The organism is Prolixibacter sp. DSM 2831, assembly GCF_056493735.1.
Genome location: NZ_CM151379.1, coordinates 3408568 through 3433545, shown reverse-complemented (window position 1 = coordinate 3433545; position 24978 = coordinate 3408568). Strand labels below are relative to the sequence as shown.

Below are 24978 nucleotides of genomic sequence, written 5' to 3'. Positions count from 1 at the left end.
TACAGTAAAAATTGATTGATTTTGCAATCCAAGTCCTGCGGGGCGAAGATACCCGGGGATCGGTAGCCAATCAACAAATGACCATCATTGATTCATGAAGAAAATAGGAATTATCGGAGGACTGGGACCGGAAGCAACGGTTGATTATTACAAAGAACTCATCGATGCATTTAAGACAGGCGATGGGGATCTGAACTACCCGGAGATCATTATTTACAGCGTGAATATGTCGTTTTTCATCGGGCTGATGCGTGAGGAGCGGTACGAGGAGGCAACGGATTACCTGGCCGAGAAGATTGACAAGCTGGAGAGGGCGGGGGCCGATTTTGCCGCTCTGAGTGCCAATACGCCTCATCAGTTATTCGATGCATTGAGGGAACGGTCGGGCATTCCTTTGCTCAGCATTGTGGAGGCGACCCGCGATGAAGTGGAGCGAATAGGCTCGAAGCGTCCCGGGCTGTTTGGTACCGGCTTAACAATGAAAGCGACCTTTTACGCGGATGTTTTTCACCGCAGGAACCTGGATGTGGTGTTGCCCGATGAAAACGACCGGGAATTCATCGACAACAAACTGTTCAGTGAGATTGAACTGGGTATTTTCAAAGACGAAACGCGGCAACAACTGGAAGCGATCATCGAAAAAATGGTTCGGGAACGGGGAATCGATTCTATCATTCTTGGCTGTACCGAATTGCCATTAATTCTTGAAGAGGAGCGTTACGCCGGCGTTCCTGTGTTGAATACGACGAAGATTCACGTGGCAGCCATCGCTAAGCAGTGTCGAGACAACGGATAAATCATGATTATGCTTCGAAGGGTTTATGAGGGGGCTGTTTCCGGTCGGTCATACAGTGTATTGGTCGACAGATTGTGGCCCCGAGGTTTCCGGAAGGAGGCTGCCTTCTGGGATGAATGGAATAAGGAAGTAGCCCCGGACAGCGGACTGCGAAAATGGTTTCACCAGGATAAAGAAGGACGCTGGACCGAATTTCAACACCATTATGCCCGGGAGTTATCTGAAAAAGAAGGAGAGCTTAAGAGACTAAAAAATCTTGAGGTTCAGTATGGTTCCCTCATTCTGGTTTATGCCGCAAGAAACCCCGAGCGCAATCATGCGCTTGTCCTTAAAGCGGTATTGGACCAGATGAGTTAAACAAGAGTAAGAGTGGCTATCGCAAAAAGTAACAAAATCCGATTAGCTTAGGCTAGCGTTTTCCGGTCTGTGTTGTTGCTATCAGAAAGACTTCGCCGCTGGCGGGCATCAGGTCGTCGGTGCGGTTGGCAAAATAGGATTCTTCGATATCTTTTGTCGATAATGTTTTTGCTTCCTTAAAACCGGCTTCACGGGCCATGCTCAATATTTTATCCGGGCTAAAGAAACTCACCATGGGTGTTCCGGCTTCGCGGGCACCTTTCTCAGCCATTTGCTGCATCGGCTGGTCTACATTATCCAATAGCTCCAGCGGAAGATAAAATGACATGATCAACCGGGAGCCTGCTACCAGTCCGGCCAGTTGTTCCAGCATCGCCACGATGGCCTCTTCGGTCAGGTACAAACTCACACCGGTACAGGCGACAACTGCCGGTTGGTTGATGTCAAATCCTGCCGCCAGGAGTTGCTCCCACCACGAAGAAGTCTCAAAATCGACGGGAACAAAATGCAAATCATCAGGAATGTCCAGCCCTTTTTCGTTTAGGCGTTGTTCTTTCCACGCCAGCGTATCGGGCTGATCGATTTCAAATATATGAAGCGGGGAAACAGCCTCCTGTCTGCGTTGGGCGAAGGTGTCGAGGCCGGCACCAAGAATAACATACTGGCCAATTCCCTGTTGGTTCTGTTTCACAACGAAGTCTTCGATCAGTCGGGCACGGGCCACCACCGAAGCCCGAAGACGTTGCGTGTATTTCATATCAGGACGTTCCTGCCAGCCGTCGGGCGGAGCGACCAATTTCAACCCGATTCCATCTTCGAGGATATGAGGTTCAGCATCTACCTGCACATGCAAGGCTCTCCAAAGTGCTGTTCTAACGGCTGTATTATCCGGCTCTTTTGTTTGCTTTTTTTGTGTCATACTACCGATCATTCAATCCCTTCCCATCCAGAATCTGCGGAATGCATTTCTCCACTCTGGCCGTCCGGGTTTTCGATTGTTTGGGTTGACCGAAATGAAAAAGATAGGCCCGTTGCCGTCCGGGTGTTAAAGCCTCGAAAGCAGTTTTCAGGGCCGGACTTTCATCCAGCTTTGTTTGAAGTTCTTCCGGGACAGGATAATCCTTCGTCTTTTTCAGCTCCACTTTCAAACCGGCTTTCTCCACTTCAATCGCTTCGAAGATGTAGGCTTTGATGGTCGCTTCCAGTTCGACGATTTCCCGGATGTTGGTGAACCGAATCTGTCGCCCTGCCTGCACGTTCTCTGTTTGCTGAATGAGAATCCCATCGGTGTCTTTTAATAAAGCGCCTTTGAAGAACAGGAGTGCACAGTATTCCTTAAATCCATGTATCAATACCACGTTACTGTTCTGATAGGTGTAGCAGGGATGCATCCACTTTATTTCTTCGTTCAGCCCGCAATCGAGCACGATGCTTCTTAGTTTCGTCATCTCATCCTGCCATTTTCTGGCTTTGCCTAAAAACTCGTCAACCTTTGGATTCATGTTGGTTTATTTGATTTTTTATTGATACGCGATAGGAGAGTGGCGGTTTCAACCAGATAAGATGAAGAGTTAGGTTTTCGTTGCACTTTGCTAGCATTATTTGGTGTGGCATCACTGTTTTTCAATGTTATAGAATATTTATCAAAAAACTTATTGTTGAAAAAACAGAAGATAGCGATAACGAATTAGAATGGTTTATTAATACAACATAAGGCCTGTGTTCGCCTCCCGGTAAAAAGCACAAAATGAATACGCCCATTCCGCTACATCCAGAAAACTATGCTATTTTTATGTTTTAAACGAAATGTACTAAACCCGAATACAAACAAGATGAAAATCGATCCTACCCAACTGATTGTCCGTAGAGCCGATGTTGGCGATGTGCCGCTGCTGGTCGCCTACCGGATGAGATACCTCACCGAGCTCCAGGGAGTAATGGACGAGCGGTACAAACTGAAACTGCTGGAAGACCTCACGCACTATTTTGACCGGGCATTGACCGAAGGCCGGTTCATTGCCTTTTATGCCGAGCTGGAGGGGCGGATTGTGAGTTTTGGCGGGATGGTCATCAAGGAGATTCCGGGCGATATATACAAAACGATGTATCTCGAGGGCGATATCCTGAACATGTATACCGTTCCGGATGCCCGTCGAAAGGGAGTATCGTCAGTTATCCTGGAGGCGTTGCTCGACGAAGCGAAAAAGCGGGGCATCAGCAAGGTGGCGCTGCACACGTCGAAGGACGGCGAGAAGCTGTACCGGAAATATCACTTCACCGAACCTGTTTATCCGTATCTCGAACGGCCCATCGATACTGAAGAATAGCATGCCGCAGAAAAAGAAAAATCCCTGGAGCTGGATTCCCACCGTGTATTTCGCGGAGGGGATGCCATACATCGTTGTGATGACCGTGTCGGTTATCATGTACAAGCGACTGAATATTTCCAATGCCGAAATTGCTTTTTATACCAGCTGGCTTTATCTCCCGTGGGTGATAAAACCGTTCTGGAGTCCCATCGTGGAAGTACTGAAGAGCAAGCGGTGGTGGATTGTCACCATGCAGCTGTTCATCGGGGCGGGACTGGCCGGCGTGGCTTTCACGCTTCCCACCACCTTTTTCTTCAAAGGGACGCTGGCATTTTTCTGGTTGCTGGCCTTTAGCTCCGCCACGCACGACATCTCGGTGGACGGCTTCTACATGATGGGACTGACCGAAAACGAGCAGGCCTTTTTTGTGGGTATCCGGAATACCTTTTACCGGATAGCCATGGTGACAGGGCAGGGGATTCTGGTTATCCTGGCTGGCTACCTCGAAGGCTCGTCGTACTTCGGAGAACCGGAGTCGCAGAAGAGCATTGCCTTTGCCTGGGCATTTACCTTTGCCGTGCTGGCTATCCTGTTTGTGCTGTTTGCCATCTATCACAAGTTCTTCCTGCCGCATCCCGAAGGGGATGTTCACAAGGCTTCGGTGAGCCTGGATACCGTTTTATCCGGGTTCGGAGAAACCATCCGGGCTTATTTTGTGAAAAAGGAGATCTGGACCATCCTGGGCTTTCTGTTGTTGTTCCGGCTGGGCGAATCACAGCTCGTGAAGATGGCGTCGCCCTTCTTGCTGGACGCGAAGAGTGTGGGCGGCCTGGGGCTGTCGACCGAGCAGGTGGGGCTGGCCTACGGAACAGTGGGCATCATTGCACTAACGGTTGGTGGAATCCTCGGAGGTTGGCTGGCTTCCCGAATGGGATTCGGCCGGTTGCTTTGGATCTTCGTTTTCTCGATGAACCTGCCGAACCTGGTGTACGTGTACCTGTCGTATGTTCAGCCATCGGCTACGTGGATTGTCATTACGTCGGTGGGAGTGGAACAACTGGGCTACGGATTCGGATTTACGGCCTACACGCTTTATATGTTGTACGTGTCGGCCGGGAAATACCAGACAGCCCATTTTGCTTTCAGCACCGGAATCATGGCCCTGGGAATGATGGTGCCCGGCATGGTGTCGGGCTGGATACAGGAAACGGTCGGTTACCAGCACTTCTTCCTGTGGGTGATGTTGTGTACCATCCCCGGTTTCATCATGGCCAAACTGATTAAGATTGACAGGAATTTTGGGATAAAGAAAGAGTAGGGTTACGCTTCGCGGTTACAAGTTACAGGTTTCAGGTTGTGCTTCGATGTTCCGTTAACTGCCGGCCCGGTAGGGTCACGATATATCGTGGCCGTGTGCTAACCAGTTTCTGTAGTTAGAAATGTTTCTATGGTTACTATTGTTGGGCTTCGATGAAGTTACTCTCTTTGCGTTCTCAGCGAATATCTTTGCGGCCTCTGCGTGGAATAAAGAAAGGTTCCGTGTTACGCTTTACGCTTTGCGGTTTCAGGTTTCATGTTTCATGTTTCATGTTTCAGGTTGTGCTGCGATGTTCCCTAACTGCTGCTCGGTAGGGTCACGATATATTGTGACCGCACGCAGAAGGCGCAACAGGGGAGGAAAGCACGGTCATGACCCTACCAGCCGGGAGCTCTACCCGATGTTACATTTCGGTTACAGCATTGATGGCCAATAGGGAATTGCGTAACTTGAACAGTAAAATCGATTGGCTTTTAACCTGTTCAATTTCCTGTGATGAACATTACGATCCTGAACGGAGATATGTCGGACACTTCGGGCGACTTCTCGGGCTATATCCAAAAGCTGACGAGGAAGCTTCGCGAAGAGCACCGGGTCAACCTCTTTCTCCTGAACCAAATGAATATTCAGCATTGCTCGGGATGCTGGAGCTGCTGGTGGAAAACGCCGGGCAGGTGCAATACCCACGATGACGCCGAACAAGTTCTGCGGGCGGTCATCAATTCCGACTTTGTGATTTTCGCCTCGCCGCTGATGGCTGGCTTCGTCAGCTCGTTGCTGAAACGGATGACCGACCGGTTTGTCGCGTTGCTGCATCCGTACATCGAAATGCGCAATGGCGAGTCGCATCACATCAAGCGGTACCCACACTATCCCGACTTTGGGGTGATTCTGGCCAAAGAGCCCGATACCGATGAAGAAGACCTGGCGATTGTTCGTGATATCTACGATCGGTTTGCCCTGAACTTCCATGCGCAACAGCGATACCTGAAATGCATCGAAACCAGTAACGTGAAGGAGGTCGTCCATGAAACTAGCCATTATCAACGGCTCGCCGAGGCGTAAGAAGAGTAATTCGAAGATATTAATCGATCGCTTCCTGAAAGGCTACTACCGGGAATGCACCGATGAAGTGCCGGTTCATTACCTGGCCGGACAGAAACGGAAAGAGGAAGCCCTGTCGCTGTTCGAGCAGACTGAGACGATAATTGTCGTCTTTCCGCTGTACACCGATTGCATGCCGGGTATGGTGAAGGAGTTTTTCGAAGAAATATCGAAACCAGATGTTGTTCGGCCGCGGCGTATCGGGTTCATTGTGCAGTCGGGGTTCCCCGAAGCCATTCACTCAGTGTATGTGGAGCGTTACCTCGCCAAGTTCGTGAAGCGCCTGAAGCGGGAATACCTGGGAACGGTTATCCGGGGTGACGTCGAGGGGATACAAATCATGCCTCCGGGAATGACACGGAAGTTGTTCCACCGCTTCGAAGAGCTGGGACGGTACTTCGCCGTGCGGGGCGAGTTCTCACCGGAAATCATGGAAGCCCTGCGCAAGCCTTACACCTTATCTGGCAGGCGCCGGATGATGTTCAATCTGCTAAAACATACCGGACTCACCAACTTCTATTGGAATAGCCATCTGAAGAAAAACGGGGCCTGGGAGAAGCGTTTCGATAGACCGTACGAAACCGCGCAACGGTAGCCCTAGAGTTTCCTTTATTCCACGCAAAGGCCCGTTAGACTTGCATTTTAATAGAGGAGTAAGTTTGGTTATACTCATAGCATAAATAAGAGACTCCCGTATGTAGCGTTACCTTTAGCAAAGGACCAGGTTTTAAACCTAATTTGCGTATTAAGAACTACATACGTTTGAGTTAAAGCCAGAGAGTATTTAGGGTATAACCCATTATCACGGTTTTTGCCACTCAATTGGAGCCTCTATAAATAAAACACTATGAGACAAATTTATGGTATCGATCTTTCAAAGGAAAAGTTTAATGTGAATTTTCTTTCTGAAGAGGGAATTATTAAAGAATTGGAAGTTAAAAACAACTACAATTCTATTTGTGAGTTTTTATCTGATTTACCTTCAAGTTCAACCTTATGCATCGAACATACAGGCATTTATGGTGACTTACTTATTTTTCTTGCTAACTGTTTTGAAGTAAGCATCAGTGCTGTTTCTGGCTATGAGATTAAGCACTCATTGGGTCTTCAAAAAGGGAAAAGTGATCCGGTAGATGCAGCCAGGATAAGAGAGTATGGGGAACGGTTTTCTGATAAACTAAGACCGGCTGAATATGCAGATGAGACCATCCATGAACTTCGTGAGTTACACAACTTACGGCAAGTGTTGGTGAAAAACAGAAAGATACTTTTAACGCAAGGGAAAGACAAAGGCAGGCTTCCGTTCAAGTCATTAAGAGCTCACTATATCGCAACTGAGGTGATCGCTGATCTAAGTGAACAAATCAGTTCAGTTGAGCAAGAAATACAGAAAATAATCAACGCCAACCAGGAATATGCTCAGAACAGTGAACTTATTTGCAGTATAAAGGGAATAGGACCTGTTACAGCCAATGAGCTAATCATAAAGACACATAACTTTACAAAGATCCGAACAGCCCGCCAGGCTGCTTCTTTTGCAGGAATTTGTCCCTTCCCTAACAGTAGTGGCAAGATGGTAAAAAAGCACAGAATAAGTTCAATGGGTGATCGATCATTAAAAACACTTCTGTATTTATGTTCAACATCTGCGATCACTTACAACAAAGAGATGAAAAACTATTATATCAGAAAGAAAGCAGAAGGGAAACCTTCTTATTTAGTACTAAATAATGTAGCCAACAAACTACTGAGAATAATTTATGCGATCCTGGAATCCGGACAAAAGTATGATATAAACTACTTGTGTCTTGATCCCAGAATAGCTGACAAAAAAGTAGCCTGAAAATTTGGATTAATCAGAGTATACGCAAAGATTTTCGCTGAGAACGCAAAGGGAGTCACTTTATCGAAGCGCAACCTGAAACCTGAAACCTGAAATTCTTCCAACAATAGTAACCATAGAAACAACAGAAACCCTTCTAACCTGTAACCCCCGCAGTCCAACCTGAAATCTTCAACCGAATTCTATTGTAAAACAGCTTTTAAATGTTATGATTCTTGATCATAATGTATTATCTTCGATACCATTGTGCATTCATTAGGTGGAAAAAGAGAAATCCGCGTTCATTGACCAAGACGATTAAACCACCGGATTGCCGCCGGCAGTAGGGGAAAACAAACTGTCAAAATACCGGCAACCGGGATTAACCTAATATCAAACCATAAAAATGATTTAGCCTATGGATGCAAAGCAAAACAATCATCTGCGCATGTTCATCAATACGCAGACGGCGATGGACAACCATTCCGTAAAATGGAACGTGATTCCCGTGTTTTTAGCCCGGAAGAACGAGTTCGACGAAATCATTCAGCGGATTGTTGCCCAGAACGAAAAAACCAACCCCGCCAGTGTAGCGGTTACCGAGAACAAGGCCGATGTGCGCCGGGGAGTGGCCGAGAAAACGGTCATCATATCGGGGATTTTGCAGGCTTACGCCGCCATGAACGACGACCCGGTGCTGGCCGACAAAGTGAAAATAACTGCTTCGGAATTGCGCAATTGCCGCGAGACGGAAGTGGAAACCATGGTTACGCCGGTGATAGCCGAAGCCCGGAACAACCTGGCGAACCTGACCGATTACATGCTCACCGAGGACATGATAGTGGAGGTGGAAACGAGCCTCGATAATTTCAAGGCGCTCATTGGGAAGCCGCGCACCATTCGCAACCAGGCGTTTGCTGCTAAAACGGTGTTGGGCGACTTGTTCGACGAAGCGAATAACCTGCTGAATAACCAGCTCGACAAGCTGATGATTCGGTTCCAGTTTACAGACCAGGATTTTTATGAGGAGTACACCCGTGCGCGGGTAATTGTTGATTAGTGTCCGCCGCATGAGGTGAAACGAGTAAAGCCCCTTCCCGGCCCCGACAGGACGAACGAACAGGAGAGAAGGATTCTCCCGGTGCTGTGCCGGAGACAGTCACCGGGGGTTTTTAACTACCCGACGAACGGTTGGAAGAGGTAGCCGGGGCGTTGGAACATCTCAGACATTGGTTGGAACTACTCAGTCCGCGGTTGGACGAACTTGTCACCCCGTTGGAACTACTCCGTCGGCAGTTGGAAGAACTCGTCACCCTGTTGGAACTACTTCGCAAGCGGTTGGAACTACTTCTATGGTCGTTGGAACTACTCCGTCAGGTGTTGGAACTACTCCGCCGGTCGTTGGAACATCAACTGCGACGGTTGGAAGCACTCCGGCAGGCGTTGGATGAACTCCGCGGACGGTTGGGTGAATGATTGACAGCCCACCCGGTAATTGAAACTAGAATGAGAAATAATGAAAAATAGACGGACTACATATACAACTGCGTTAGCAAGGATTTAAAAAACCACCAACTATGAAATACTTAGCAATAGACGTAGAAACGGCAAATGCAGACTACTCCAGCATTTGCCAGATTGGAATTGCTGAATTTGAAAATGGCAAAATTATAGACAAATGGAGTTCTTTGATAAATCCAGAATCATACTTTGACCCATTTAATGTATCGATTCACAAGATTAAAGAATCCGATGTAGTTAATTCACCAACTTTTGACAAATTATACCCTGAATTGGTGAAACGATTAGAAGGAAAAATAACAATCCATCATATGCCTTTTGACAGAACAGCTCTTAATCGGGTATGTCAAGAGTATAGCTTACCGTCAATAAATACTCAATGGCTTGATTCTGCCAAAATTGCTAGACGAACTTGGGAACAATTTGCATACAAAGGATATGGACTAAAAAATATTGCAGACTTTTTAGAAATTAGTTTTGACCATCATGATGCATTGGAGGATGCAACCACCGCAGGTCTCATAGTTTACAAAGCATGTGAATTCACTGAGATGCAAATTGATGATTGGTTAATAAGAGTAGGCAAACCTATAAACTTAGACATTTCAAGTACTTCTAGTTCATCAACAATAAAACAAGACGGTAATCGTGAGGGGGCCTTATATGGCGAAAATATAGTTTTTACAGGAGCATTATCAATTCCAAGAAAAGAAGCTGCTGGAATTGCTGCAAAAATTGGCTGTAACGTTCTTGATAATGTATCACAAAAAACAACAATTTTAGTTGTTGGCGCACAGGATTCAACAAGATTGGCAGGTTATGACAAAAGTTCAAAACATAGAAAAGCAGAAGGATTAATTGAAAAAGGTAAACAGATAAAAATTTTAACTGAGAATGACTTTATTAATATGTGCAATGAGGAAGGAGAAATACTGATCAAACAATCATCTCCATCTCTTTCACCTAAAACAAGTGAGGTTAATAAAAAATCTGATAAAACGACTTCAATAGAAGTTGAAATTCCAATTCCAATTGATTTAATAAGAAAAGCAAACGAACTTTTTGAGAGTTTACCACAAGACCAGAAAGATTTGCTTGAAAAATCAGCAAAAGAATATAAAGAGTTTATTGATAGTATCTCAGATTGTAGTCATGACGAGAAAAGAAAACTAGCGAATGATTTTAAGTCAAAGATTGATAACATAGAGAAATTTTACGATGAAAATGACTTAGATTTATATGAGGATGATTTTGATGTTCTTATCACAATTGAATCAGAGTTGGACGAACTGAGAGAAACAGTTTTTGATTTAATGAAAAACAAAATAACTCTTGGAGAATTTTTTGAGTCATTAGACGACTCCATTGATTTCATTGAAACAGATATAGACAAGTCTGACATGCCTGATATTGTAAAAGAATATTCGACAATGCTTTTGAAAGAACTAAATTTGACAAAGGAAAAAATAAAAATGCTTGCTAACATTTTATAAATTAGATGGCGGTTTCTGTGATATGCGAGCAGCGGATTTCCGCTCAATCTCTCGTCCATAACCGGACGGAGATTCATACGTAATCCGCCATTTACCTTATAAATTTACCGGTGGTGTTTATTTAATAAAAACACTAAATACTAACAACAACTAAATATCATGGACAGACTAACTATACTGAAGAAAATCAAAGAAGATGTAAAAACAGAAGTTCCAATAGAAGAACTTGAGAATATAATTGATAGTTGTTTTCGGCTCCTGACCGAAGAGTTTGAAAGAAACGAGAATCTCAATTTTGGAGATTGGCTACATATAAGTTCATTAGATAACGAGAGGTTTGATTCAACTAATGAATCAGGGTATCTGGATAGTTGGAGTAAAAAAACAGGACCAGTCCCTGGAATATTTGAAAGGCCCGAAATGATTGGGAGTTTCGGAAGAGGAAGTCGCTCTCAAAGTAAATTTTAAGAGAAATGAGTGTCCTTGGAAATTATAAAGAAAGCTCGAAAAAGCTGAGCGAAATCACACGATATGTGGTTTATGGAATATTAGGTGTCGCTTTTGCTATTCTCACGCTACGGATTGAAGTGTTTAATGACAAAATTCCTCAGTTGCGACAAAGCCTTTTGATAACAATTATATTAAGTGTTTCTGCATTGCTTTTTGATTATTTCAATATTTTATTTCAGTACTTTAATTCAAAATTTAAGTATAATAATGAATTGAAAGAAGATGACATCGGTAAAAAATGGATATACAATGTTGGCGTATTTTGTTTTTATGCCAAGCAAGTATTAATGGTGGTGGCATCAATTATTCTTCTGCTAAGTCTTAAGAAATATTTATAAAAACGAACGCAGAAAGCACGAAAAAAAGCTTGGTATTACAGCAGTTGGTCTTGAGAAATCAAGTAACATCATAAACTTTGAATAATATAAACTAAAAACACAATGAAGAAATTAATCTTATCAACGATTGTAGTCCTGTCGGTAGCGTTTACCTGCCAGGCATATTAGAAGAGAAGTTCATTAAATTTTCAGAGGATATCGCAAAATGCGATCACCTTATATGATGAAAAATAAAAGTATTATACCGGCAGAGAAAATTGACAGAGCAATCCTAGTCATCCGAGGACAAAAAGTTATGCTCGATAGCGACCTGGCTGAAATATACGGGGTGAGAACGAGTAGGTTAAATGAACAGGTAAAAAGGAATAGAGAGCGATTTCCGGAAGACTTCATGTTTCAGTTGACCAACGAAGAGAAACAAGAGGTGATCGCAAATTGCGACCACCTCGAGAAATTGAAGTTCTCGAGTACAAATCCATATGCTTTTACTGAACACGGAACAATTATGCTGGCGAATGTTTTGAATACACCTACTGCAATAGAGACCAGTGTGCTCATTGTCCGTGCTTTTGTTAAGTTGAGGGAATTTCTTTCAAATCATAAAGAAATTGTACGCAAAATTTTTGAACTTGAATCAAAATACGACAGTCAATTCAAATTGGTTTTTGAAGCAATAAGAGAACTAATGAAACGGGAACTGCTTGATAAAAACAGGCCAAGAATTGGCTTTAAAATCAACAAAGAAAAATAAATGCAAAGGATAAAAGCGATACCGGCAAACATGGAAAGCAAGGATAACAACGCCTGGTATTACCGCGGTCGGTCTTTTAATCCGGCAACGTCATTAACTTTGAATAACATAAATTAAACACCATGAAGAAATTAATTTTATCAACGATTGTAGCCTTGTCGGTAGCGATTACCTGCCAGGCGAAGAAAACGGAATTGTCGCTTCACCTGCAGCAGGGGAAGTCGTACACACAGGTGATGAACTCGCACATCAACATCGACCAGCAGGTGCAAGGCCAGCAAATGAAAATCCAGATGGACATCAAAGGCAGCATTACCTACAAGGTAACCGCGGTGACCGCTGCGGGTTACGACATGGATGTGCAGTACGACAGCCTGAGCATGGCGATGCAGATGCCGCAGGGAACCATGAATTTCAGTTCGGAGAAGAACGATGCGTCGGATGTTTTCTCGTCGATTTTAAAGTCGATGAAGAACCGTCCGTTCCAGGTAAAGATGACGACAAAAGGAAAAATCACCGAGGTGAAGAACCTCAGCAAGCTGTTCGAATCGATGTTTGAGGGTTTCCCGCAACTTCCCGAGCAACAGAAGGCGCAAATCAAAGCACAGCTGGTACGCTCGTATGGCGAGGATGCCTTTAAAGGCAACGTGGAGAAAAGCCTGGCGATTTATCCCGACAAGCCGGTAGCGAAGGGCGATACCTGGGTGATTGAGAATAAACAAACATCGGGCATGCCGTTGGAAATCACCACCACCTATACCTACAAAGCCGATGAGGCGGACGATTACCTGATTACGGGTGAATCGAAAATTAACACGGTGGATAACGACCAGTATATCGAAAACAATGGGATGCAGATGAAATATAACATGGACGGGAGCATGACGTCGGAGTTATGGGTTGACAAGAAAACAGGTTGGATTAAGAAAGCCAAGCTGAGCCAGGAAATGCAGGGTACCACCACCGTGAAAGCCAATGCGCAGATGCCGAATGACATGCAAATCCCGATGACCATGCACAACGAAATGACTTTTACCGATAAATAACGACTGTTTTATTTTATAATCCACTAATGAATGATGTGAACCGTTGTGTGGGAGTGAATCAGGTGAAGATTTTTCAGGCTTTTTACCCCGACCCTAAAGGGTGAAGCCTGAAAAATCGGAGTTTTCCTTTAGCCGCGAATTCCCGGGTAAGGGTATCAAACATTGATTTTTCTCCACTTCGAATCGTCTCACACAACGGGTTGCTTTAAATCCAAACTACTATGATGACCAAACCAAGAATCCTATTGGGCCTGTTGATACTGGGCCTCGTGTTTTCCAGCCTTGTCAGGCTGCAGTTTAACCTCTCCGACGGGTTTGTTTCCCACGGGGTAATGACCAAATTCATCCCGTTGCCGCTCTTCGATTACGCCGGGCAATCGGGTGACTTATCGTTGACTTCGACCATTTTTGGCTACCTGTTTTTCCTGCTGTCGGGAGTTTTATTGTTCCTGGAAACCAGAAGAAATAAGCTGCAGAGAAGGTTGTGGTTGGGGTTTCTGTTCATCACCTTGTATGCTACGTACTTCGAGTGGACGTCGCTGATGCAGGACATCAATTTAACCTATGCGGGCCAGCATCTGCGGATGGGGCCGCTGTTGTTCCTGCTGGGGGTGGTCCTGTATATCCGGAGTTACCGGACCCAACGGGTGAAACACGAAACGACGAAGGTACCATTGGTGTCACCAACGGAGTCGTGAAGATGAAACGAATCCTCTTACTGACCAGCTTGTTTATTAGTCTCCTGGCAGGCGGGAACGCTTATTCCCAGGTGGCACTAACGTATTACAACACCGGAATTATATCGGTCAACCTGCCCGTACGTACCCTGAATGATAACGCTATCGCAAGTGAATTGAAAATTTTTGCCAACCGGGCTATCAAAGATGTTTCGACGGAACTGGATCTGTTTTACCGGTTGAAAGCGCGGGAGTACCATCGTTTTTCGATTGGCGTTGGTTTTAAAACCGATTTGTTCACCGATGGTGGTGCAGGCAATACACTACTATTTCCAATGGAGTTGGAAGTATTCCCGTTGCAGGAGTTCAAGCGCCTTTCGGTTTTATTTGAGCTGGCACCGGGGTATGTCTTCGACGATGAGGTGAAACTCCGGAGTTTGATTGGATTGCGGTATAACTTCCAATAAACCTAAGGAAGATGAAAAGAATAGTACTAGCTCTATTGGTGGTCTTCTCTGTGCATTTTGGTTTTGGGCAAGAGAAGAATAACATTGTTTTCATGATGGAAGGCGAGTGTCATGTTGTTTTAAATCATATCAGGAGACAGGTGCAGAATGATTCGTTGTCCGTTCAGTATTTTCTAAAGAATTACAGGATCATCGACAACCGCATTGCGAATATTCGCAAAAAGGATTTTAAAGATGTTGTCAGGCTATTGAATCTGCCCGAAAACGAGGATCTTTTTTGTGTTTGGAAGTCGGGTTATCACGAGAACACATTGCTTCGCGCAGAACCTGATTCGGCTAAACACTAGTTTGCCACGAACAGTTTTCTGTCGGGATTTCTGTTTCAATATTGGAAGGGTACAGCTGTGCAGTTTTTTGAATCATCGTGTAACGCCAAGTCACGTTCGGGCACCAATCAACTGATTAACCACAACTAAACATTATGAAAGAACTCGAAAATCTCACGAAAGAAAACCTCACTATCAATATTGTTTGGGCCAACCTGTTTGGCTTCTTAATCCTCACACCCGTCCTGTTTTTGTACGGAATTCCTTTTTACTTCATCTGGCACCATCAATACCCGGTGGATAGGATTGGGGCGTATATGGACAATATTTGGGTTAATATGCTGCCGGCGGTTCCGGTAATCCTGGCAGGTATAATCATGAAAGAATTAATTCATGGCATCACCTGGTCATTTTACACGAAACATGGGTCTAAATCCATCCGGTATGGAATGAGATGGAAGATGTTAACTCCTTATTGTCATTGCAAAGAGCCGCTCAAAGTAAAACACTATGTGCTGGGCGCCATCATGCCGGGATTGCTGTTGGGCGTTCTTCCGGCTATTGTTGCCCTGGTGCAAGGTAATTTGGCTATGCTCATATTCGCTATCTTCTTTACCGTGGCTGCAGCGGGCGATTTCCTGATGGTACACCTTCTCCGGAAGGAAGACCGGGAAAGCTGGGTACAGGATCATCCATCGGAAATGGGGTGTTATATATACCGTAGCGAAGAGAAGATAGCGTGACCAATTAAAATTTTCATTTTCTTAGAGAATTATACAATCAGAAAATATCGTGAGATTATGACCGCAGAATTTGCTAAAAGTAAAACCGCCAACACCTTTCTGGTGCTCGGAAAAATTGTATTGTTTCTTGTTCTTTACATCGTTGCCAGCGTATTTATGCAGGTGATGGGACTGTTAGCCATGCAGGTTCCCTTCACCGATCCGGATGCGATGAAATCACTGAGTACGGAGCAAAATCTGGTGATCATGGGTTTAACCGTCATCGGAGTGTTCCTGGTGGTATGGATTTTCCGGAAAGCGATCGATAAGAAAAGTATTAAGTCGCTGGGTTTTTCGTTTGAGAATGGGCCGCGTTCGCTCCTCTACGGGTTGTTGTTTGCTGTTGTTATTATTGGCGGTGGTACTTTGCTGCTTTATGCAACCGGTCATATTAGTCTGCAACAGGCGGGTAGCGGAACAGAAAGTCTTGGGTTAAGCTTCCTGCTCTTTATCCTGGTGGCACTCAACGAGGAGATTGTAATGCGGGGATATGTTTTGAATACCCTGATGGGAGCGATGAACAAATACCTGGCATTAGCCATCAGTGCGGTTCTGTTTGCAGGTGCTCATTCGTTTAATCCGAACGTTTCGCTCCTGGGGATAACGAATATTTTCCTGGCAGGAATCCTGTTGGGAGCTTCCTACATCTACACCCGGAATCTTTGGTTTCCCATCAGTCTGCACCTGTTTTGGAACTTCATCCAGGGGCCGGTGCTGGGATACGAAGTAAGCGGAAGCGCGTCAAAAGGAGTCTTCAAGGTAGTTGATACAGGTAATGAACTCATTAACGGAGGGAGCTTCGGATTCGAAGGTTCGCTCATCTGTACATTGTTAATTATCCCGGCCATCGTTCTCGTGGTATGGTTTCAGCAAAGAAGAACCACTCCTGCAGCGGCTGTGGTTGTGAATGAGGAGGGAAACGAGTAAAGAGGGACAGGTTTCAGGTTTCATGTTTCATGTTTGCTTCCAGTTGTTTCTGTTGTTACTATCGTTACTGTTGTTAGGCTTCGATAAGGTATCGCCTTTGCGTTCTCTGTAGGAATCTTTGCGTATACTCTGATTAATCCAAATTTTCAGGCTACTTTTTTGTCAGCTATTCTGGGATCAAGACACAAGTAGTTTATATCATACTTTTGTCCGGATTCCAGGATCGCATAAATTATTCTCAGTAGTTTGTTGGCTACATTATTTAGTACTAAATAAGAAGGTTTCCCTTCTGCTTTCTTTCTGATATAATAGTTTTTCATCTCTTTGTTGTAAGTGATCGCAGATGTTGAACATAAATACAGAAGTGTTTTTAATGATCGATCACCCATTGAACTTATTCTGTGCTTTTTTACCATCTTGCCACTACTGTTAGGGAAGGGACAAATTCCTGCAAAAGAAGCAGCCTGGCGGGCTGTTCGGATCTTTGTAAAGTTATGTGTCTTTATGATTAGCTCATTGGCTGTAACAGGTCCTATTCCCTTTATACTGCAAATAAGTTCACTGTTCTGAGCATATTCCTGGTTGGCGTTGATTATTTTCTGTATTTCTTGCTCAACTGAACTGATTTGTTCACTTAGATCAGCGATCACCTCAGTTGCGATATAGTGAGCTCTTAATGACTTGAACGGAAGCCTGCCTTTGTCTTTCCCTTGCGTTAAAAGTATCTTTCTGTTTTTCACCAACACTTGCCGTAAGTTGTGTAACTCACGAAGTTCATGGATGGTCTCATCTGCATATTCAGCCGGTCTTAGTTTATCAGAAAACCGTTCCCCATACTCTCTTATCCTGGCTGCATCTACCGGATCACTTTTCCCTTTTTGAAGACCCAATGAGTGCTTAATCTCATAGCCAGAAACAGCACTGATGCTTACTTCAAAACAGTTAGCAAGAAAAATAAGTAAGTCACCATAAATGCCTGTATGTTCGATGCATAAGGTTGAACTTGAAGGTAAATCAGATAAAAACTCACAAATAGAATTGTAGTTGTTTTTAACTTCCAATTCTTTAATAATTCCCTCTTCAGAAAGAAAATTCACATTAAACTTTTCCTTTGAAAGATCGATACCATAAATTTGTCTCATAGTGTTTTATTTATAGAGGCTCCAATTGAGTGGCAAAAACCGTGATAATGGGTTATACCCTAAATACTCTCTGGCTTTAACTCAAACGTATGTAGTTCTTAATACGCAAATTAGGTTTAAAACCTGGTCCTTTGCTAAAGGTAACGCTACATACGGGAGTCTCTTATTTATGCTATGAGTATAACCAAACTTACTCCTCTATTAAAATGCAAGTCTAACGGGTCTTTGCGTGAAACTGAGTTGTGGTTATTTGTCTTTTGGATGTCCGGATAATTTGGATATCAGAATCCATAACGTTCTTTTGCTTCCCGAATCACTTGTTCGTGCGTAAAAACTTTGCCCTCCTCTATTTCATCCAGACTTTCAGCGATAGCATCCTGAACTTCCGGGGGAATTTGTTCCCACCAATCATCATTCTCATTTTTGCGAAATAGCTTTTCAATCTTCAGCAAAAGAGATGGTTCATCGGTCTGCAATATCTTTTCAACCAGTTCGAGTTTTAAAGCCTGAATATCCATAGTCTCTGTTTTTATCTAAGTAAAGTTATGAAAATTTCTCCGGCATGGATTCCTTCGCTTTCCACCGGGAGATGCATTAATCAAGAACTGAATGGTAATAAATTCTGTTCTCATAATAACTTAGCTTACTGCGAAGCAGGTTCGTTTGGTCAAATCGTGGAACGACCTTGTCTGAAATTCGTATCATCGCATACATTTTATCTTGAAGACCATGATGAAAGTGACAGAATATACGGTAAAGACGCCAATACGATTGATTGGGCTGGCATTGCCCGGAAAAACCACGAACGACAATGGCCAGTCGATGGTAGATTGCGGAAGTCTCTGGCAGCGTTTTGAAAAAGAAGCGGTAGCCAGTCGTGTTCCCGGCAAGGTGAACGAAAATGTGATAGCGGTATACCATCAATACGATAGTGATTACACGCAGGCATTTTCTTATTTCATTGGCTGCCCCGTGGAAGAGGGAGTTCCGGTTCCCGAAGAAATGGATGAGTTGGTGATTCCGGGAGGAGCTTTTGAGAAAGTGACTGCCCGGGGGCAGATGCCGGCTTGCATTGCAGAAGCCTGGCAGTACATCTGGCGTTCGGACATGGACCGGGCGTACCATGCCGACTATGAAATCTACGATGAGCGCAGTTTGGATTGGAACAGGGCTGAAGTCGATATCTATATATCGGTTAAGTAGAAGGACCAGGGGCGAAGAGCACATTGAGGTGATTGAATACGATGATTGTATTAATCATAACGACAGTTATACTGTTTTTTATTCCCGCCTGTGAACATTATTAGCCCTTTGCTTGCTGTTGTATGTTGATATTCCTTTATGGAATCTGCATGATTAAGCGTAAATTTAGAGGCGTTTTAAATAGCATGGCATTTACATCAAACAAAATACAATAATGATTATTTCTGAAAGTACAGGTCAAATTCCGTTTAGCACGTTTCTCAACTCGTTGAAAGAGACATTGAAGAGTGTTTTTTATGAGCGGGACGACATTGAGAAATTTATTCAGCAGAGGGGATTTCCTGCCGTCGTATTGCGCGACATCATGTCCCGGAATCCGTTATCGGTTGCCATTCCTGAAGCCTATGGAGGCAGGGGAGTGAAGGTAAAGGAATGTTTGGGCGTTTTGGAGACTGCGTCGTACGAGTCGTTGCCGTTGTCGTTGATTTTCGGCATCAACATCGCTCTTTTTCTGGAACCGGTGGTGAAGTATGCCCAGGATTCAGTCAAAGGCGACATCTTCAAACGGTTCCTTAATAAGCAAAATATGGGGGGACTGATGATTACGGAACCGGATTATGGCAGCGATGCACTCAACATGCATACATTCAATGTGAAAGAAGGGGATCACTATCATATTCAGGGTACCAAGCATTGGCAGGGGTTAACAGGCATGGCCGACTACTGGCTCATGACTTCAAGGCCTAAAACGGCAGATGGCCGGTTGGGACGCGACATTGATTTTTTTGTTTGTGACGCCCACCAACCGGAACAACGAATCGAAGTAGAAGAGTATTACAACAACATTGGATTATATCCGATTCCTTACGGGAAAAATAAGATTGATATCAAAGTACCCGAAGAGAATAAACTGAAGCCGGAGACCACCGGATTGAAGTTGATGATGGACCTGTTGCACCGCAGCCGGTTTCAGTTCCCGGGAATGGGCATGGGCTTTATTCACCGGATGATGGATGAGGCGATCGAACAGGTAACTTCGCGCTTTGTCGGAGGGAAATCGCTGATGTCCCTCGACCAGGTGAAGCACCAAATTACCCGAATTCAGAGTGCATTTACCATCAGTTCGGCCATGTGCTCGCGTAGTGCAGAACACAGTGGTATCGAAAATGATCTGTCGCCGGATGCTGTGGAAGCCGGTAGCATGAAGGCTTACATTACCGACCTGATGCAGGAATCGGCACAGACGCTCACACAGCTACTGGGAGCGAACGGCTACAAGGCCGAGAACGTAGGCTCGCGGGGAATCATGGATTCCCGTCCGTTCCAGATTTTCGAAGGCTCGAACGACATGCTGTACACGCAGATATCGGAAGGTGTTCTGAAGATGATGCGGAAGAAGAAAGAGGTGAACCTGTTGGATTTCTTCCAGTCTTATAATCTGACCGAGCGGGCAGCCGACTATTTCAAGTCGCTGGTGAATTTCAAAGTCGATTTCGATTTACCGCAACGGAAAGTGGTCGATTTAGGAAAAATCATCAGCAAGGTGATTGCGGCCAATCATGTGGTCGATCTCGGAACAAAAGGCTTCCGTAGTGACTTGGTAAAGGAAAGCATTGAAACCATCCGGCACGACATTGCCATGCTGGTCAGCTCGTACAAGTTCGAAATGAAAACCGTTCCGGTAGTTGACTACCGTGAAGACAGTTCGTGGCTGAAGTTCAGTTAAGCGTTTCATTCAAAAAAATATGAAAGGATGTCTGTCACTCTGAGTGATGACATCCTTTTTTTGTCTGGTATCTTTCTTAATACTTGAAACTTTTCTTCAATTAGATATTTCACGCAAAAAGCATAACGATTTTTCCCGCTAAAGCAGAGATCATCCGCGGATGGACACGGATAGTATTAACAGATTATTCATACTTTTCCATTCGATGAAAAGTATTGCAAAAATCTTGTCAAAGTGATCCTTCCACCCGCGTCACGGTTATTTTCTTCCCTACCCACAATCCTGAATCCCCGCCAAAAACCGCTCCCCCCAACTCCTGCCCGGGCAACTTTGACGGGCAAACGCACGTATCGCCTATGGGCGATGTAGGGGACGAATCATTTAAGAAGTTGCTATGTATATATTATCTGTAAGGCTTCGAGTAACAGAAAAAACATCGTAACTATTGGAGCACAACTAAAATAAAGCATAACCTGAAACTTGAAATCGCGTAGCGTAACCTGAAACCTTTTAACGATAGGGACAACAGAAACCCTTTTAACCTTTAACCTGAACCCGCGCAGCTGCACCTGAAACCTGTAAACGTAATGCAGAAGAAATCTATATAAGCGCTCGGGTTGCCGTGGCCCTCAAATTTCCGTTATCTTGTGCCGATTGAATGACATAGCATGAGAAAATAAGAGTTGAACGTTGCCTTCGAGGCAGCAATGACGTGAAGGATTTGAAGAGGAAGAACAGATAATCTCCCGCCGGCCGGAACTTTCCCACGGTCGAAAAAAATACCCGCAAGCCACTGCAGCCCAATCCAGCGTTTACCGAATAACAAATATCATTATGGCCAATACTCACTCGTTTCATATTCCCGTTATGGGAATCGGATATACCATTGACACACCGCTGAAGGTTGCGCATTTGGGCATCGATTCTGTCATTTCGCTGGTAGATGACATGCTGCTCGAGAAACTGCGGAAGATGTATTGCGAAAAGTTCGAAATGCCTTACCAGGAAATTTCCGAGAAGATTGAGGATTTTCGCGCCAAGCGGATCACCTCGTATCTCAACCTGATGAACAGCGTGGCTGAACGAAAGCTCGAAGAGTTGAAGAGCGCTGCACTGGAAAAGAAAGACGAAATCAGGGAATACATCAATATGCTGCCCGATAGCTCGATGATTAAACAGGAGTTCAAGAAGCGGACGGCAAAGTACATCAATTGGGATGAAGTTGGCAACTGGCTCCGGGAGAACCTCTCGATGGGCAGTATCGATGTCAACATCATGACCAAAATTGACAAAGACAACTACCAGCATAAAGAGAAATTACCGGTTGAGTTTAACGATGCGCACGCTGCGTTGCGCGGTTTTGCCAACAGCGATTTGCATTCGAGTATTGTGCTTTCGGCCGGAATGAATCCACGTTTGTACAGTTACCTGGAACATTTCGACGACTTCTTTCCCGATGAAAATGGATACGTCAAAAAGAAAATCGTTTTAAAAGTCAGTGATTTCCGCTCGGCGTTTATCCAGGGAAAGTTTTTGGCGAAGAAAGGCCTGTGGGTTTCGGAGTACCGAATTGAATCGGGCCTGAACTGCGGCGGTCACGCTTTTGCCACCGAAGGCAACCTGATGGGACCGATTTTGGCGGAATTCCGGGATAACCGGGAAAAACTAATACAGGACGTACACGACATCATGGTACAGGCGCTGGCTGCAAAGAACCGGATTGTTCCTGAACATACGCTTCCGCTGAAAATTACCGCACAAGGCGGTGTAGGAACGGCGGAAGAGCATCAGTTCCTCATCGAGCATTACCAGATTGATTCTGTCGGTTGGGGTTCCCCATTTTTGTTGGTTCCGGAAGCTACCACCGTAGATGATGAAACCATGAATAAACTGGCGGAAGCCAAAGAGGACGATTTGTATCTGAGCAACATTTCTCCGCTGGGCGTGCCTTTCAACAACCTTCGTGGTAACACAAAAGATGTGGAGAAAATGGCATGGGCCCAGGGTGGAAAGCCGGGAAGTCCGTGCCCGAAGAAGTATGTGGCGTTGAACAACGAATTCACCGAAAAGGGAATTTGTCCTGCTTCGCGGCATTACCAGCTGTTAAAATTGAAAGAGCTGAAAAAAGAGGGAATGTCAGAAGAGACTTATCAGGAAAAAGTGAACGCGGTGATCGACAAATCCTGCATTTGCGTTGGACTGGGAACATCAGCCCTGAAAGCGCATCATATGGATACCAAAGACGAAGGTGAAGGGGTATCTGTTTGTCCCGGACCGAATATGGCCTATTTCAATAAAGTGGTTAGTCTGAAGGAGATTACCGATCACATTTATGGTCGTGGCAATATGATGGCCCGTGCCGATCGTCCCAACATGTTTGTGAAAGAGCTAAAGATTTACATCGATTACCTGAAGGATAAGGTGGAAGAGACCAAAAAGTCGGTGACGGTTAAGCAGGAAAAATACTTGTCGTCGTTCGCCGGTAACCTCGAAAAGGGAATCAACTACTACCAGGGATTGTTCAGTTCGGCGAAGGAGAAATTTGAAGATACCAAAGCCGGCATTTTAACCGAGCTGGACAACAGCAAAAAAACGCTGCAACGCCTGGTTGCCGAAATTGAAAGTTTGAAGTAAAAGAATATCCCCGCCCGTTGCTTAGCTTCAGGCGGGGAACTCTACACTTGGATGGATAGTTCGCTTTCAGACAGAATCAATCCAATGTCTCATCGTCATTAATAGACGTTCTTAAATCTATCCATCATTGGTTTATCATGCTCCAAAAATTTCTCTGCCAGTGAATCGGAATCCCCGTATTTCTTCTGCAACAAGCGCAACTGCGTCGTCAACGAATCTCTGACTTGCCGGTAATCCGGGTTGTCGTAAACATTTTGCATCTCTTCCGGATCGTTTTTCAGATCGTATAACTCCCATTCGTTCACATTGTAATAGAAATGGATGAGTTTATATCGCTGTGTCCGGATACCGTAATGACGTTTCACGGCATGCCAGCCGGGGTATTCATAGAAATGATAGTAAACTGCCTTTCTCCAGTCTGCCGGCGTTTGCCCACCGAACAACGGCACCAGTGAAGTGCCTTGCATATAATCAGGTTTCGGAACACCAGCCAAATCAAGGAAGGTTGGGCCAAAATCGAGATTCATTGCCATGCCATCTACAACTGTGCCAGGCTTGATTTTGGGCGGATAGCGCATTAGCAGCGGCGTCCGGAACGACTGTTTGTACATGAACCGTTTGTCAAACCAGCCGTGCTCTCCGAGATACATTCCCTGGTCCGAGGTGTAAACAATCAGGGTATTGTCGAGCAATCCAGCCTGTTTCAAATAATCGAGTAACCGGCCTACATTCCGGTCAACCGAACGAATACAGCGGAGGTAATCTTTTACGTACCGCTGATATTTCCAGATAACGAATTCCCTGTGCGTCATTTTGGACGTATCCACCTTCGCATCTTCACTGGCGTAGAATTTAAGTACGGTAGCACGCTGAGCACTATCCATGCGGTCAAGCTCACGATGGAGATCGGTCGGTGCGTCGTTAGGTATCGGCCCCGATGCGTTATATTTCAGGTCATTATACAAATGCATGTTTTTGTCGATTTCCATCATTTGCTCGTGGGCGGCTTTTCCGCGTCCGGAATAGTCATCGAACAACGTGGCCGGCAAAGGAAGGTCTTTGCTGAATTCGTGGAAATCGGTCGTATCGGGCAGCCAATCGCGGTGCGGCGCCTTGTTGTGAATCATCAGGCAAAACGGACTGCTTTTATCCCGCATACTCGAAAGCCAGTTAAGCGCCTTGTTCATGGTAATGTCTGTCGCATAACCATGCGCCCGTGCGGTGTCCCCATTCGTAATGAAGTCGGGGTTATAATAATTTCCCTGTCCAATCAGGATGGAAGAGTAGTTGAAACCTTTCGGTTTGTTGAGGAGATGCCATTTCCCAACAATGGCTGTTTGATAACCGGCTTTTTGCAACAGCATGGGGAAAGTCGTAATGTCCGGTTTAATTCTCATCGAAAAAGAGTTGTCCCGCGCGCCGGTCCGGTGGCTGTACTGCCCCGTGAGAATCACTGCCCGACTTGGGCTACACAACGAATTCGTGACGAAGCAATGATCGAAACGCGCTCCCTGGTTGGCAATCTGGTCAATGTTGGGCGTTTGAATTAGCTTCTGATCGTATGCGCTAATAGCCTGGTAAGCATGATCATCACTCATGATGAAAATGATGTTGGGCTTTTTAGGCGCCGGTGCCTTTTGATTGCAGGCAGAAAACAAACTTAAAGCTCCCACCCCAACAGCTGCAATGGTTTTCCCTTTTAAAAAATGAGATTCCATAATTTGACGTT

Annotated in this window: 27 protein-coding genes; 22 read left to right on the top strand and 5 right to left on the bottom strand. The window is 44.9% G+C overall.

Annotation, left to right across the window (positions count from 1 at the left end):
- The first annotated feature begins 94 nt into the window (after window positions 1–94).
- Both AC060N_RS13990 and AC060N_RS13985 read left to right on the top strand, forming a co-directional pair.
- Window positions 95–796 carry an aspartate/glutamate racemase family protein gene (locus AC060N_RS13990; RefSeq protein ID WP_479524361.1) on the top strand — a complete coding sequence of 234 codons (702 nt, stop codon included), beginning with the start codon at window positions 95–97 and terminating at the stop codon, window positions 794–796.
- A 9-nt stretch (window positions 797–805) separates the two neighbouring features.
- Entirely contained in the window at window positions 806–1153 is a 348-nt protein-coding gene (locus AC060N_RS13985) for a DUF488 domain-containing protein (protein ID WP_479524360.1), read from the top strand.
- 52 nt (window positions 1154–1205) lie between these two features.
- On the opposite strand, the gene AC060N_RS13980 is transcribed toward AC060N_RS13985, so the two are convergent.
- Window positions 1206–2072 carry a class I SAM-dependent methyltransferase gene (locus AC060N_RS13980; protein WP_479524359.1) on the bottom strand — a complete coding sequence of 289 codons (867 nt, stop codon included), beginning with the start codon at window positions 2070–2072 and terminating at the stop codon, window positions 1206–1208.
- A gap of 1 nt (window position 2073) precedes the next feature.
- Window positions 2074–2655, bottom strand: coding sequence for a YdeI/OmpD-associated family protein (locus AC060N_RS13975; protein WP_479524358.1), 582 nt, complete (start codon window positions 2653–2655; stop codon window positions 2074–2076).
- A 330-nt stretch (window positions 2656–2985) separates the two neighbouring features.
- Here AC060N_RS13975 and AC060N_RS13970 point away from each other — a divergent pair, with 330 nt between their 5' ends.
- From AC060N_RS13970 to AC060N_RS13890, 17 genes are all read left to right on the top strand, one after another.
- Window positions 2986–3480, top strand: coding sequence for a GNAT family N-acetyltransferase (locus tag AC060N_RS13970; protein ID WP_479524357.1), 495 nt, complete (start codon window positions 2986–2988; stop codon window positions 3478–3480).
- A gap of 1 nt (window position 3481) precedes the next feature.
- Entirely contained in the window at window positions 3482–4780 is a 1299-nt protein-coding gene (locus AC060N_RS13965) for an MFS transporter (RefSeq protein ID WP_479524356.1), read from the top strand.
- A gap of 495 nt (window positions 4781–5275) precedes the next feature.
- On the top strand, window positions 5276–5845 hold the full coding sequence (locus AC060N_RS13960) for a flavodoxin family protein (RefSeq protein ID WP_479524355.1): 570 nt from the start codon (window positions 5276–5278) through the stop codon (window positions 5843–5845).
- Window positions 5808–6479, top strand: coding sequence for an NAD(P)H-dependent oxidoreductase (locus tag AC060N_RS13955; RefSeq protein ID WP_479524354.1), 672 nt, complete (start codon window positions 5808–5810; stop codon window positions 6477–6479). The genes AC060N_RS13960 and AC060N_RS13955 overlap by 38 nt, the downstream gene beginning before the upstream one ends.
- A gap of 252 nt (window positions 6480–6731) precedes the next feature.
- Window positions 6732–7727 (top strand): IS110 family transposase, encoded by a 996-nt coding sequence (locus tag AC060N_RS13950; RefSeq protein ID WP_479524294.1) that lies wholly within the window; start codon window positions 6732–6734, stop codon window positions 7725–7727.
- 397 nt (window positions 7728–8124) lie between these two features.
- Window positions 8125–8766, top strand: a complete 642-nt coding sequence (locus AC060N_RS13945; RefSeq protein ID WP_479524353.1) for a hypothetical protein — start codon at window positions 8125–8127, stop codon at window positions 8764–8766.
- A 131-nt stretch (window positions 8767–8897) separates the two neighbouring features.
- Window positions 8898–9182: a hypothetical protein gene (locus AC060N_RS13940; protein ID WP_479524352.1), complete on the top strand. Its 285-nt coding sequence runs from the start codon at window positions 8898–8900 to the stop codon at window positions 9180–9182.
- Window positions 9183–9283: 101 nt separating this feature from the next.
- Window positions 9284–10720: an exonuclease domain-containing protein gene (locus AC060N_RS13935; RefSeq protein ID WP_479524351.1), complete on the top strand. Its 1437-nt coding sequence runs from the start codon at window positions 9284–9286 to the stop codon at window positions 10718–10720.
- A 159-nt stretch (window positions 10721–10879) separates the two neighbouring features.
- Window positions 10880–11188, top strand: coding sequence for a hypothetical protein (locus tag AC060N_RS13930; RefSeq protein WP_479524350.1), 309 nt, complete (start codon window positions 10880–10882; stop codon window positions 11186–11188).
- A 5-nt stretch (window positions 11189–11193) separates the two neighbouring features.
- Window positions 11194–11568, top strand: coding sequence for a hypothetical protein (locus AC060N_RS13925; RefSeq protein ID WP_479524349.1), 375 nt, complete (start codon window positions 11194–11196; stop codon window positions 11566–11568).
- 220 nt (window positions 11569–11788) lie between these two features.
- A complete protein-coding gene (locus AC060N_RS13920; protein ID WP_479524348.1) occupies window positions 11789–12319 on the top strand; it encodes an ORF6N domain-containing protein in 531 nt (176 codons plus the stop codon).
- Between the two features lie 122 nt (window positions 12320–12441).
- Window positions 12442–13365: a DUF6263 family protein gene (locus AC060N_RS13915; protein ID WP_479524347.1), complete on the top strand. Its 924-nt coding sequence runs from the start codon at window positions 12442–12444 to the stop codon at window positions 13363–13365.
- A gap of 221 nt (window positions 13366–13586) precedes the next feature.
- Window positions 13587–14063, top strand: coding sequence for a hypothetical protein (locus tag AC060N_RS13910; protein WP_479524346.1), 477 nt, complete (start codon window positions 13587–13589; stop codon window positions 14061–14063).
- Window positions 14064–14065: 2 nt separating this feature from the next.
- Entirely contained in the window at window positions 14066–14509 is a 444-nt protein-coding gene (locus tag AC060N_RS13905; protein ID WP_479524345.1) for a hypothetical protein, read from the top strand.
- A gap of 11 nt (window positions 14510–14520) precedes the next feature.
- Window positions 14521–14856 (top strand): hypothetical protein, encoded by a 336-nt coding sequence (locus AC060N_RS13900; RefSeq protein ID WP_479524344.1) that lies wholly within the window; start codon window positions 14521–14523, stop codon window positions 14854–14856.
- A gap of 134 nt (window positions 14857–14990) precedes the next feature.
- Window positions 14991–15578 carry a DUF3267 domain-containing protein gene (locus AC060N_RS13895; RefSeq protein WP_479524343.1) on the top strand — a complete coding sequence of 196 codons (588 nt, stop codon included), beginning with the start codon at window positions 14991–14993 and terminating at the stop codon, window positions 15576–15578.
- Window positions 15579–15635: 57 nt separating this feature from the next.
- Entirely contained in the window at window positions 15636–16544 is a 909-nt protein-coding gene (locus AC060N_RS13890; RefSeq protein WP_479524342.1) for a lysostaphin resistance A-like protein, read from the top strand.
- 146 nt (window positions 16545–16690) lie between these two features.
- On the opposite strand, the gene AC060N_RS13885 is transcribed toward AC060N_RS13890, so the two are convergent.
- The gene (locus AC060N_RS13885; RefSeq protein WP_479524294.1) at window positions 16691–17686 is read right to left on the bottom strand and encodes an IS110 family transposase; all 996 of its coding nucleotides are present in this window, start codon (window positions 17684–17686) and stop codon (window positions 16691–16693) included.
- A 281-nt stretch (window positions 17687–17967) separates the two neighbouring features.
- Complete coding sequence (locus AC060N_RS13880) at window positions 17968–18204, bottom strand: hypothetical protein (protein ID WP_479524341.1); 237 nt, start codon at window positions 18202–18204, stop codon at window positions 17968–17970.
- A 211-nt stretch (window positions 18205–18415) separates the two neighbouring features.
- Here AC060N_RS13880 and AC060N_RS13875 point away from each other — a divergent pair, with 211 nt between their 5' ends.
- From AC060N_RS13875 to AC060N_RS13865, 3 genes are all read left to right on the top strand, one after another.
- Window positions 18416–18889: a GyrI-like domain-containing protein gene (locus AC060N_RS13875; RefSeq protein WP_479524340.1), complete on the top strand. Its 474-nt coding sequence runs from the start codon at window positions 18416–18418 to the stop codon at window positions 18887–18889.
- 214 nt (window positions 18890–19103) lie between these two features.
- Entirely contained in the window at window positions 19104–20615 is a 1512-nt protein-coding gene (locus AC060N_RS13870; protein ID WP_479524339.1) for an acyl-CoA dehydrogenase family protein, read from the top strand.
- Between the two features lie 834 nt (window positions 20616–21449).
- Complete coding sequence (locus AC060N_RS13865; protein ID WP_479524338.1) at window positions 21450–23249, top strand: hypothetical protein; 1800 nt, start codon at window positions 21450–21452, stop codon at window positions 23247–23249.
- Between the two features lie 98 nt (window positions 23250–23347).
- On the opposite strand, the gene AC060N_RS13860 is transcribed toward AC060N_RS13865, so the two are convergent.
- Window positions 23348–24967: a sulfatase family protein gene (locus tag AC060N_RS13860; RefSeq protein ID WP_479524337.1), complete on the bottom strand. Its 1620-nt coding sequence runs from the start codon at window positions 24965–24967 to the stop codon at window positions 23348–23350.
- Between the last annotated feature and the right edge of the window lie 11 nt (window positions 24968–24978).